This is a genomic window from Microcoleus sp. AS-A8, assembly GCA_039962225.1.
Taxonomy (GTDB): domain Bacteria; phylum Cyanobacteriota; class Cyanobacteriia; order Cyanobacteriales; family Coleofasciculaceae; genus Allocoleopsis.
On the sequence record JAMPKV010000002.1, the window covers coordinates 475,945 to 487,905 of the forward strand.

Annotated in this window: 10 protein-coding genes; 7 read left to right on the top strand and 3 right to left on the bottom strand. The window is 44.7% G+C overall.

From position 1 onward, the window contains the following. The first annotated feature begins 236 nt into the window (after positions 1-236). Positions 237-2,273 (top strand): pentapeptide repeat-containing protein, encoded by a 2,037-nt coding sequence (locus NDI48_05100; protein ID MEP0830583.1) that lies wholly within the window; start codon positions 237-239, stop codon positions 2,271-2,273. Positions 2,274-2,473: 200 nt separating this feature from the next. On the opposite strand, the gene NDI48_05105 is transcribed toward NDI48_05100, so the two are convergent. Further along, positions 2,474-3,064: a chromophore lyase CpcT/CpeT gene (locus tag NDI48_05105; protein MEP0830584.1), complete on the bottom strand. Its 591-nt coding sequence runs from the start codon at positions 3,062-3,064 to the stop codon at positions 2,474-2,476. 1,577 nt (positions 3,065-4,641) lie between these two features. On the opposite strand from NDI48_05105, the gene NDI48_05110 reads away from it, so the two are divergent. The 4 genes from NDI48_05110 to NDI48_05125 all read left to right on the top strand — a co-directional run bounded on the left by NDI48_05110 (position 4,642) and on the right by NDI48_05125 (position 6,429). After that, on the top strand, positions 4,642-4,923 hold the full coding sequence (locus tag NDI48_05110) for a hypothetical protein (protein MEP0830585.1): 282 nt from the start codon (positions 4,642-4,644) through the stop codon (positions 4,921-4,923). A gap of 519 nt (positions 4,924-5,442) precedes the next feature. Further along, positions 5,443-5,628: a type II toxin-antitoxin system HicA family toxin gene (locus NDI48_05115; protein MEP0830586.1), complete on the top strand. Its 186-nt coding sequence runs from the start codon at positions 5,443-5,445 to the stop codon at positions 5,626-5,628. Continuing rightward, a complete protein-coding gene (locus NDI48_05120; GenBank protein MEP0830587.1) occupies positions 5,625-5,849 on the top strand; it encodes a type II toxin-antitoxin system HicB family antitoxin in 225 nt (74 codons plus the stop codon). Before NDI48_05115 ends, NDI48_05120 begins: the two co-directional genes overlap by 4 nt. A 169-nt stretch (positions 5,850-6,018) precedes the next feature. Further along, positions 6,019-6,429, top strand: a complete 411-nt coding sequence (locus tag NDI48_05125) for a hypothetical protein (GenBank protein ID MEP0830588.1) — start codon at positions 6,019-6,021, stop codon at positions 6,427-6,429. 566 nt (positions 6,430-6,995) lie between these two features. On the opposite strand, the gene NDI48_05130 is transcribed toward NDI48_05125, so the two are convergent. After that, positions 6,996-8,240 carry an esterase-like activity of phytase family protein gene (locus NDI48_05130; GenBank protein MEP0830589.1) on the bottom strand — a complete coding sequence of 415 codons (1,245 nt, stop codon included), beginning with the start codon at positions 8,238-8,240 and terminating at the stop codon, positions 6,996-6,998. Between the two features lie 100 nt (positions 8,241-8,340). Here NDI48_05130 and NDI48_05135 point away from each other — a divergent pair, with 100 nt between their 5' ends. Beyond that, positions 8,341-9,579, top strand: coding sequence for a hypothetical protein (locus tag NDI48_05135; protein ID MEP0830590.1), 1,239 nt, complete (start codon positions 8,341-8,343; stop codon positions 9,577-9,579). A gap of 379 nt (positions 9,580-9,958) precedes the next feature. Then, the gene (locus NDI48_05140) at positions 9,959-10,513 is read left to right on the top strand and encodes a peroxiredoxin (GenBank protein MEP0830591.1); all 555 of its coding nucleotides are present in this window, start codon (positions 9,959-9,961) and stop codon (positions 10,511-10,513) included. Positions 10,514-10,633: 120 nt separating this feature from the next. Here the strand turns inward: NDI48_05140 and NDI48_05145 are convergent, their stop codons facing one another. Beyond that, a complete protein-coding gene (locus tag NDI48_05145; GenBank protein MEP0830592.1) occupies positions 10,634-11,548 on the bottom strand; it encodes a LysR family transcriptional regulator in 915 nt (304 codons plus the stop codon). Between the last annotated feature and the right edge of the window lie 413 nt (positions 11,549-11,961).

The window sequence follows — 11,961 nt, forward strand, 5'->3', positions numbered from 1 at the left end:
TTACCAGGTTTGGGTACCGTCTCAACCAGTTTGTTGAGAAAAAGGTTGAGGCGGAGAATATTAGCCATAGGCTTCCGGCTTACTTTGTTTTTGCTCTCAATGAGGAGTGGCGGACTCATAAACAAGACTATGCTGCCCTAAAAGAGGAACTGGATACACCCTTCACGCAAGCGAGTGAACGAGAACAAGGATGGTTGCGGTATCGGGCATGGCTGCAAAAGCGAGTTGATGAACCGATGTTTTTGGAATCCTTCAGCCTGAAACAGGTTTATGTGTCGTTACGAGCTTACTACAAGCGTGAGGTTGAGGGACAACCGGAGCATAAATTAGAACGAGGTATCGCTGAAGAGAAACAGTATGAGCGAGTGGTTGTTGACTTAAATAGTGAACTAGAAACTTGGTTGCAGGAAGCTAAACCAGATGATGCCATCCGTTTAATTAGCGGGGGGCCAGGGAGTGGCAAGTCTTCCTTTGCTAAAATCTTTGCCGCACAACAGGCAGAAAAAGGAGAAATTCCGGTTCTGTTAATTCCCCTACACCTGTTTAAACTCTCGGATGATTTGGTGAAAGCAGTGGGGGAGTTTGTCCAGCTTGAACGTTTCTTGCCTCACAATCCTTTAGATAGAGTAGATGGTGAATCGCGGTTGTTGATTATCTTTGATGGCTTGGATGAGCTATCGATGCAGGGCAAAGTTGCTGAGGAAGCAGCCAGAGAATTTGTAGAGGAAGTCAGGTCTCAAATTGCTCAATTTAATGCTCATGTACCTCGCTTGCAGGTTTTAATCAGTGGGCGTGAACTGGTCGTGCAGGCAAATCACAGTAAGTTTCGTAAACCGCATCAAATTCTGCATCTTTTTTCCTATTTTGTTGCAAAAGAAGAGAGAACTGACAAGAACTACGTTGATGAGCAACAGTTGCTGGAGGAAGATCAACGGCAGCTTTGGTGGCAGTTGTATGGTGACGTAAAAGGTAAAAAATATAGCGGATTACCACCAGAATTAGATCAACCTAATCTGCTTGAGATTACGGCTCAACCTTTGCTGAATTATCTGGTTGCTCTCACTATTGAGCGGGATAAGTTGCAATTTTCAGACGAGACTAACCTGAATGAAATTTATGGGGATTTGCTAGAGGCCGTTTACGAACGAGGGTATGAAAAGCATGGGTATCGTGTGACTGAAGGAATTGAGAAACACGAGTTTATCGCTATTCTTGAAGAAATTGCCCTGGCTTGCTGGCATGGATATGGCAGGACAACCACAGTAAGAGAAATCGAAACACATTGCGAAAACAGCGGTCTAATGAATATCTTGAACCGCTTTCAGGAAAGCTTTAATGAAGACTCGAACGCCAGTGTCATTCGTCTGTTAACTGCATTTTATTTTCGTGCCAGTGGAGAGGTAAGGAATAGAGAGAATACTTTTGAATTTACCCACAAAAGCTTTGGTGAGTATCTGATAGCAAAACGGATTGTAGAGGAAGTTAGACTTATTCATGAAGAACTAGAGGAACGTAAGAAAAACTTTCGGAAAGGATGTGATAAACGAGATGCTCTTGTCAGGTGGGTAACTCTATGCAATCTTTCCGAAATGGATGAATACTTATTTAAATTCATCTGTGATGAAATACGTTTGCAAAATCAATCAGATGTTCACAATTGGCAAAAGAGCTTATGTGGCCTGATTGAGTTTATGCTAGATGATGGAATACCTCTGGAAAGCCAAATACCTCGATATAATTTTCACATAGAACTGCTTCAGGCACGGAATACGGAAGAAGCTTTATTAGCTGTATTAAATGCCTGTGCAAGAGTGACAAAGGCAAATTCAGAAATTGACTGGCAGTATCGTAATACTTTTGGTACATGGATTTCAAGGTTACAAGGTCAGAGGATAGGGATAGAGAATGTACTGGCTCTTAAGTGCCTTAGTTTTCTAAATTTGCAAGATTGCCTTCTATATGTCAGAGACTTTATTGGTGCAAATTTTGCTTTTACTAACCTTAAGAATGCAGAACTTAATTTTGCAAATCTTGCAGATGCGAATCTTGCAGAAGCAAATCTTCAAGGAGCGATTCTTTACAAGGCGAACCTTCAAGGGGCAAATCTTCAAGGGGCAAATCTTAAATGGGTGAATCTTTACGAGGCGAATCTTCAAGGGACGGTTCTTGAGGGGGCGGATCTTGAAGGAGCAAATCTTGAAAGAACGATTCTTGAGGGCAAGGATATAGCCAGTCTGACTGAAAACCCAAATGAAGACTTAGACGAATCTTAGCCCTCAACCCCTCAGCAACGCGATCAGCTACGAGTAAAGCCATAGGCAATCGCAACCTCTCAACCCAACGGCGCGATCGCTCATTGTCAGAAACTATCGCCGTTCTCAGTTCCATCAACCACACCGCAGGGGCAATCATACCTTGCCCCTACAGAAAACCTGTATTCAATAACTAACGCATCACTGAGGCACAAAGCCTGTTAAACCTTTACCTCATCCGCAAAACTCGCCCAACGGACAAATTGAAATTCCCCGGCGATCGAACCCCAAATATGTTCATCGGTTTGGGGGTGGCGTCCGCGATCGCGACTGATAAATTTATGTTCATCAATCTCGAACATGCTGTCGAGATAGGTTTCCTCACCTTTCCACACAACCATACAGCCCTTACCCGGCTCAACCTCACCTTTAAAACTGTTACCCGTCCATTCAACTTGGAAGGTACATCCGGGAAGTTTCTCCAACTGTTCGGCTTGTAGGGTTTGCAAACGTGCGATGTCACGGGAGGCACCGTAGAAGGGTTTTTCGTCCTTAACTTTGTAATTTTCAATTTCGATGCGATCGCCTACTGTCAGTAACTTCAACACCCGCAACCGATAAGGCTGGTTTAGCGCATAGTCGTAGGCTTGTTCAAGAAAAAAACTGACTCCATCGAGCAGATTAAGCGGCAGGGGACGCATACAAACTCGAATATGGGCAAAGAAGGGGGGATTAGCATACGCCTGCTCTTGGTTGCTAAAATCAGCGGCCATCCAGCGGGCTAAGGTGGCAATATCGGTAGAATGCGTCATTAATTATTTCTCAGAATTCTCATCAAACTTTATCAATAATTGTAAAACTCAGACTGAACCTAACTGAAGATGCAAACGGGAAAACCATGAAACCTCTAGAACGGATGTCATTGGCTTTGACTGGAGTTTTAGTGAGGTTGGAGCATGGTTAGTCTTTCGGGTGGGTGAAGGAAAATCGATATCGGCTGAGTAATTTTTGCAACAAGTTGTTGAGAATATCCTGGATAGCCAGACTCCTAGAGGTATTGAGCAGGCAGTAGCAATTCCATCACTGTGTCTCCTCCTAAAGTAGCCACAGCACTGGGTGCTGGCACTTGGCTGGAGGCGAGGGAACCGTTTCCTGAGGATTTCCTTGGCAATGATGCTCCTGGTTGATATCAAAGAAACTAAATGAAATTCCTCAAGTTTAATTCAAAAAATTTTCTCGCCTATTTTGGGCTGGGATTGACATTTTTTTTGTCTTTCACTTGGTTAACATTAGAGTTAACAACATCCAAAATCCCTCTTTTGAGGTTTCATGGCATCATTGGTGTTGAAACTTCTGCGCCTCAGGTTAAACCCTTTGAGATGGACTATCCTCAACCTGAATTAGAAACTTTTTTAAACCTATTTATTAAAGCACAATTATTGGTTTATAAGTAGCCAAGAGGTATACGATTATTTTTTACCGCGAGCAAAAAGCATTCCTGCTGAGCATTTGAATCAGAAGCCCATCATTATTTTTTTTGATGATGGCTATAAAAGTGTCTACAGTAATTTAATGTCATTTTTAGATAAATTTGAAGAAAAATATGGGCAGCGAAAATGGCTACAAGTGTTAATTGATAAGGGTCAAGATCCTTGGAAAAATTGGCAAAGGACGCCACTAAAGACTGGGCGAAAAATTTAATTAAAGATTCCCTGAAAAATGTTCTGCGACTGCCCAGCAAAGAACCAGTAGATGCGGACTTATAGCCGCGATCGCATTTCTGGACAATGCAAAGATTTTCTGGAATTCTGCCACAAAGGCAGCGTTATCTGCCGCCTCAATCAATTACCCCTTCGAGCGTAAGAAAGACTCGGAAGACAACCCTCGGCAATTAGCACTTGAGATAATCATCAAGCAATATCGCGACCATCCCCAGACTCTATCCCTGTGCAAGACAGAGCAGAGAATGACCCTGATGAGCAATTAAGGGAGTTTGCCAGGAAGAAATTAGAGCAGTTAGTGAGGCAAAATTAGAACTGTGGGATGTGAGGAGCGATCGGGCAAACCTAGCTTATGCGTAAGAAAAGCAGGGAGTTGAAAAGCCTGTTGCTGAAGGCAGATTTCACTTGCACTCTTGGTAAGGGTAGTCATACTAAGTGGTTTCATCCTCTGTTTCCAAGAAATCAACTGACTTTCTCAAGATCTCTATCAGTTGCTAGAGGAAAAGGATGCTAGCCAAGCCCTACCTTGTGTAAATATAGCGGTTCTCAATTGGATGGAATGCAGCAATGTAAGACTTCGTAGGGACACGAATGCCTTAGCCCCTACCGTGCGGTACAGGTAACTGAGAAACGCTATAGGTAATCTAGCTTTAACAAAAGAGCCAAAAATGAACCCCCAAGAAGATAGACTGATTAATTTAGCAGTAGGCGAAAGCTCCGATCCAGAAATGCTCAGACGTGATGCTGAGTCAAAAACAGGTAGTAGTCCAAACCCTGAAAGTTTTAATTCAGAGGCACTCAGAGGAGATGCCGACTCAAAAACCCTAGATGACTTTAACTATGAAAATGAAGAAGATAGGGAAGCTCCTCCAGACCTAGATTTTGATATTACCAGCGAAGATAGAGTTGCCGACAATCAAATCCAGATTGCAAACCGACACGCTGGGTAAGTTTTCTACCTGTTCAAGCTACTAGACTGAGGCAAAAGTTTAGCTAATATTAGTTGTAGGGTGGGCAATGCTCACCCTTGCTGTTTTCAGCTCTTTTATAAGGCAGAAATATTGTTGACGCCTAGCTTTCATGCGATCGCGCCCTCAATGACCACTTTGAGCGAAAAGAAGACAGGCAAGACAACCCTCGGCAATTAGCACTTGAGATAATCATCAAGCAATATCGCGATCGTCCCCAGACTCTACCCCTCTTGCAGGACAGGGCAGAGAATGATTCAGACGAGAAAATGAGGGAGTTTGTCAGGAAGAATTAGAGCAATTAGAAAGGCAAAGTTAGAACTGTGGGAAGTGAGGAGCGATGAACACACCTAGCTTATGCCAAAGAAAATCAGGGACAGGACTTACGCAACTGGCTACGCTATCCGCTACATGTAGGGGCACGGCATTGCCGTGCCCCTACGAAGATGGTGTATTAATCCAGAAAATGCGTAAGTCCTGGGGGAATTGAAAAGCTTACTCTTGAAAGCAGGATTTTTTCATAAACCTGCAAAAGGTAACCACAGTAAATGGATTCATCCAAAATCGCCTAAAGCAATCATCGTAGCTGCCAAAGATGGTGATGATGCTAAACCTTATTTAGAAAAGCAAGTAAACGAGGCACTTGAGACACTTAAGGAAATGGACGAGGAGGATACAGAAGAATGAAATACACAATCGTTATTCAGTGGTCAGATGAAGACCAATGCTACGTTGTATTCCTGCCTGAATTTGAGGATGTAATGCAACCTTGTACTCACAGAGATACCTATGAAGAAGCTCTTAAGAATGCTCAGGAAGTCCTAGACCTTCTAATTGAGACAACTCTTGAAGAAGGTAAACCTCTGCCAGAGCCTAAGACTGTAGGGAAATTATTTCAAGTTGCATAGTCTGCCAATAGCATTTGCCACAAGTATTCAGCAATATCCTAAGTGTCTCATTTTTACATTAGTCCAGAACTTGAGTCTCTAGCCAGATAGTATTTAAGTGAAGCGATGTAGAGTGCTTTAAACTTACTCCTAGCCCATAACCAAGATTTACAGCCGCAGGAGTCACATCATGGAACAACTCGATCGCCTAATCAAAATGGCAGAAGATGAGCTAACCGAATACAGCACGGATGCTCGCAAAATGGAGAAACTCCGCCGTAAGATTGGTCTATCTGTCCCTCTGGAACAGCAACGTCGTTGCCGTGAAGCATTAGCAGCACAAATGTCATCTGGCGGCTTGCCCAAACTCGTTGAAGAACAACGTCAAACCGTTGCCTTACCCTTTTGGGGAATTGCTGGATTGGGTTTACTCGGAGCCATTTCCCTCGTGCAATGGGTAGGCTATATCGTCGCTGTTGCTGGAGCTGTTGCCGCGTACCGCATTCAGAAATGGGGCTGGGAATTACAGGCAAAGCGTCTGCTGCTGCAAACCTTAGAGGATATTGAAGCCCGTATCGCCCAACCTCAACAGTCAGAGTGATGAAGTAAAAAATGCGATCAGCTTGGCTGGTGCCGTAGGCAATCGCTTGTTCTGGAAATGGGAGATGCGATCACATCTTCCATTTTCCCAGTATACTCAGGCAGAAATTACTGATACCCGAAATTAGGCAAAGACACTAACTATTACTGCTTGTAATCCGCCTTTTCCAATTCTTCCCCCAATTGCTTAATACGGTGCAAAAGGGTTTGAATATCGGTTATTGTCGTGCCTGGATTGAGTAGGGTAAACTTCAGATAAGTAGAGTTAGCAATTTGGGTTTAACCAATCACAGTTTCCCCTTTTTGCAGCAAAGAGATTCGGATTTGGCTATTGATTTGATTAGCCTTTAATAAAAATCCATTCGTCTCCTGTTCCCTCTACACCTAAAATCTTAGTTTTTGATGATTCACCTTTAATCGAAAACCTGCATTTCTATTACGAGTAACTAACTCAGAACGATGTATGCGCGATGGCAAGCAAGTTGGAATTACCTCGTGAACAGAGGTGTTTCCACCATTCTTCTGGTCAACTCCGGGCTTCAGCATTTAGGCTGCAAGCCCTCATTTCTAATCGGGGGCCGTTGACAACCCTTTCAGGCGGAATAAAAGGAACTGCGTAATCTGAGTGTCGCTAAAATTATCATCGCTGACCAAAAGTAAACTCTGGCTACCATCGGGCAGACGTGGCCCCAGTGCCATTGCCTCCAAGTTATCTAGATAAATCCCTAATTCACTCAAGTCCAACAGTAACTTTTTCTTGACAGGATCGATTCTGGAAACATCACCCTTGAGCGTTTCAATTGTTGAGGTATCTGTTGCCGCACTCATCGCCATCTGATAAATTTTGGCATTGGCTCCCAATACACCATAAGTACGTTCCAGCGAGAGAAAGTGACCTCCCATATCTATGGTGACTAACTCCGTTAAACCATTATCGATCGCACCCGCCGGAGTAGGGTCGAGTAGGTAGAGATGTTCAGCTACCACCATTGGGCGACTAATCGGGCCGATTAAATAATGCATCAGCCGAATCCGAGCGGACTCTTGCGACTTCGGGGGTAAGGCGTCTTGCCATAGTGCAGACTCAGTTGCAGTAAATAGGCGAAACGGGTCACCATTTCCTCCAGCTAAGCTGCCTAGTTCCAATGTCAACGCCTCGAATCCTAAGTTATCTTGAATCCCGCGAGGCGGTTGTTCCTGTTTTTCTTTATCCTTAGTGTCCTCAGGGGCGAGATAGCGTTCTGGAATCATTAAGCTACTGCGCTGCTGTCCGGTTTTTAAATCGAACTCCCGAATAAAAGGAGCAATTCCTGAGGAGGGCACGCCTTCGCTGGAAATAAACACGGTTCCTCTGGGAGAGAGAGACATGCCTTCAGGGTCAATACTCCCTTGGACATAATTTTTGCCGTTCTCATCGGTGATGAAGGTAACATCTTCCACGTCTACTTTTTCAATGCCAATCTCCCCCTTGTCAGTGCGCTTGACACTGAGTGCTAGGGTATAAAACCGAGCTGGGGCAAATTGAGAGCGGTCATCGGAAAGGGCGTAAAATTTATTGCGCTGGCGATCGTAGGTTAGAGCCGATAACCCCCCAACAGGGGTATCCTTAAATTTCGTTTTGGGGAGTCGGTACTCGCCTAAGAAATCGAGGGAAAGGTCGCGAAATGTCCGCTGTTCTGCTGTCCTCGCTTGGGATGGAGAACAAGCCGTTGTTAGGAAACTCAGCAGTGTTAGCACCAGAACGAAGAGTAGGGAAAACAACTGGCGAGATGCCTGTAACTTTATCCGGTTACGGTTTACTAGCTGAGTCATGAGTGGTTATTATATCAGGGCAAAAAGTGGGTACAGCTTGTCAAGCGATCAACAGAAACTCTCGCTTTAATTTAAGCGTCAATTGGGGTGTAAATTCGTTATGGCTAAAGTGATATTAAATTCTTTACAACTTAAACTTCTCAACTGGGGCAGAGGCGGGTTATGGATTGCCACGTTCCTGCTGTGCTTCAGTTCAGTGACATTGGCAGCCCCAGAGAAGCCTAAGCCAGAGGAATTCAAAGTCAACCCCCTGGAGATAACGAAACCTGATCCACTGTTGCCTCGATTGCCCAAGCGGGGTACTCTCAGCCCAGAAGAACAGTCGAGATTACAAGCTTCTATTGATGAGTTAGATGCCCAAGCCGCCGCTTTGTACCAAGAAAAAAAGGCAGATGAGGCGTTTGAGGTTTGGTATCGAGGACTACGACTGCGACGGGCGTTAGGGCGAGTGGAGGAAGTGCAAGCACTAGGGCGAGTCGGAGAGATGGCTTGGCAAAACACGCGCAAGTTTGACACACAGGTGATTACGAGGCGTTTGCAGGAGATTCAGAAAGAGGCTGAAGATCAAAAGGCGCTGAATCTAGAACTTCTGCGAACCTTGGGGCAGGCTTACCAGCAGGTGAGATTTCCAGAACCTGCTGTTAAAGTGTATCAGCAAATTTTGACCCAGGAGCGTCAGCAAGGGGATACCCAAGCGCAAGAGACGACGCTCAAAACCCTGGCTCAATTGAACATGGATTGGTTCAACTACCCGCAAGCGGTAGCCATTTATGAAGAATTGCTAACTCAAGCTCAATCACGGGGCGATCGCGTTAATGAACTCGTTTATCTGGAACAGCTGGTTTACGTCTACAACAAAGCCCAGCAGCCGGAAAATGCCTTACGGATGAAGCAAAAATTGGCAGCGACTTACCCCCCCACCGATCCGCGTGTACCCGCTCTGAAAATTGCGATCGCGACTGACTACGAAGCTCTCAATCAACCCGATCCAGCGAGTCAAAACTATCAAGACGCCTATAAGTTAGCTTGGGCGTTGCGTCAGTGGGCTTATGCGAGCGAGGCACTCCAAAAACTTGCGGCTTTATATCATTCTCATAATCAATCGGATTCTGCTTTACAAGTTTATGATGTGCTGCTCAAGACACAGCAGCAGTCTTATAACTTTTATGGTTTGATGAATACTTACGACAAAATGGGACAAATTTATTTAGAGCAGAAAAAGTATTCTCAAGCTCTGGATGTTTTCCAGAAAGGTATGCAATTAGCCAAGTCATTGCAGTATCAGGAAAATTATTTTGCTGAGCAGCTTGCTCGTGCAAGTAAGCAGAGTTCACAGTAGGAGTTACAGTTTTAAACTTGCTCAACCCTAACCCGTTTTATTTATTTGCAGACAATTTTTTGTAGAGGCACAATAATATCGAACGCTGGTGGTGTGATTCATTTAACTGACTACGGTAAATCATGGCTCCCCTGGTGACAGGCGTCGTACACAAGCGGGAGTCATCTAATAGACTTCTTGCAAAAATACGAAGAACCCCTCCCCAATCCTCGTATGAGCTCCGGTCCCCGAAACGGAGAGGGAGTAAGATTTCCTCCCCCCGTTTCGGGGGGAATGAGCCGGAGCTCATACGAGGAGGTCAATTCGACTTTTGCAAGAGGTCTAATGAGTGAGTCAAAAAAATGTAAACTTATGTTAAGTCTATCCCTTAGATTTAGTCATGATCTCTCGTCGCACTGTTTTGAGTAGTCTCTTAGCGATTTGTCTTACCCTCGTAACTTGGTTGAATTTCACACCTACTGCCAACGCCCTCGGCGGCAAGCAACCTGCCATCAATGAACCTGCACCAGAGTTCACACTGCCTACTAATACGGGCGATGGGAAAGTGTCACTTTCTGACTATCGCGGCAAGTGGGTTGTTCTCTATTTCTATCCCAAGGATTTCACCTCAGGTTGCACCTTGGAAGCTCGTCGATTTCAGCAAGATTTGCCCAAATACAGGGAAAGAAATGTGCAGATTCTTGGCGTTAGCGCTGACGATGTGGAGTCTCACGCCGAATTTTGTGATTCAGAGGGTTTGAAATTTCCTCTTCTTGCGGATACTGATGGTCAAGTGAGCAAGGCTTATGGTTCTTGGATGGGGTTCGTTTCCCTGCGCCACACCTTCATCATTGACCCCAAGGGAACCCTGCGGGAGGTATTTCTTGGGGTGAGACCTGCTATTCATAGCACAGAGGTTTTAGCGCGTTTGGATGAGTTGCAGCCAACGTCGTAGAAGATTACTCCAACTAAGGCGATCGCAACTTTTTTGAGTTGGGCTGCGCGAAGCGATCGCCTCCTACCTAATCCGTGTTTATCAGCTTTTTTGTCTGTTTAAAATCTCTCCATCGGTCAACTAAACCGCTGCTTTCGTACTAAATCTTCCTAGGTTTTTTAGAGCGTCCAAAAAAGCATAAACCGCTGGAGTATGAAGGGCGTTTGTAATAACTGCTGTCCCAATAATTCTTTGTAAAGGAACGGGTAGGCTGCACACTTGAATTCCTGGGGGTACGGGTTCGGCAGCAAGTCGCGGAAGAATAGCGGCTCCTAAATTTTGCATCACCATACTGACAATCGTCGAATCTTCCCGAACTTCATAAGCAAATTTTAAGGGGTATTCCGCCGTCCTCAAATGGTTACGAATTTTGAGCGAGCAGCTATTGGTAGCGGGCACGATTAATGGGTAGGCGGCTAACTGCTCCCAAGTAATTTTAGGGCTTCTAAACCCAGAGTTGGGTGGGAGTAGGGCAACGTAGTCATCTCGTAGCAGTTCCCAAGTCTCAAATTCTTCTCCTGAGGGAAGATAGGTAAAGCCAATATCAGCATGACTTTCGCGCAACGATTGTTCTACCCCAGCAAAATCATCAAACTCAGTAATTGCCACCGTAATGGCTGGGAATTGGCGGCGGAACCGGGCAATCACGCTGGGTAAGATATGGGTTGCCACGCTGCGAAAAGCCGCAATTCGCACCTGCCCACCATGTAAGCCTTTTTCCCGATTAGCTTCTTTGACGATCCCTTCTAAAAGTTGTAGGACTTGACGTGATTGAGCAATCACCCGTTCGCCTACAGGCGTTGGATGTGCGCCGTGGCGTCCTCGCGAGAGCAACAGCACGCCCAATTCATCTTCCAGGTTGGCGATCGCATGGCTGATGGCTGACTGGGATAAATCTAAGTGTAGAGCCGCCTCACTAAAATTCTTGTGGTCTGCTATCGCCACTAAGGCACGCAGTTGAGAGATTTTTAACTTATAGGGATTGATTCTATTCATAGCAGTTAGGCTAACGATTTATGATTTTTTGCAAAAGCTATCCAATTATTCTCTTTCTATCGATTTTATTCATATCTACTATGAATAGCATGTTTTGCTAGCCAATTCAATCATAATTAAGCTTAACTTACGAGGGTAAAGTGATGAATTAACTTTCCCAAAAAGGTGATTTTATATGACGAATTCTACAGGCTATCAAGACTCACAAAAAAGAGAAATTATTGCCTATCGACCGGAACCCAAACAAGTCAAAAAGACAAGTCAGGAGACTGAGACTACTGTATCTTCTTAACATCTCATAGTTTGAGCGATTAAAAATCACCCAGTCAGGTGAGTGAATCAGGCGATTCAGCAATCAATGACAAGCCGATTTTCATACAACTCCTGGCATGATTGGGAGGCTTTGAGTAGTT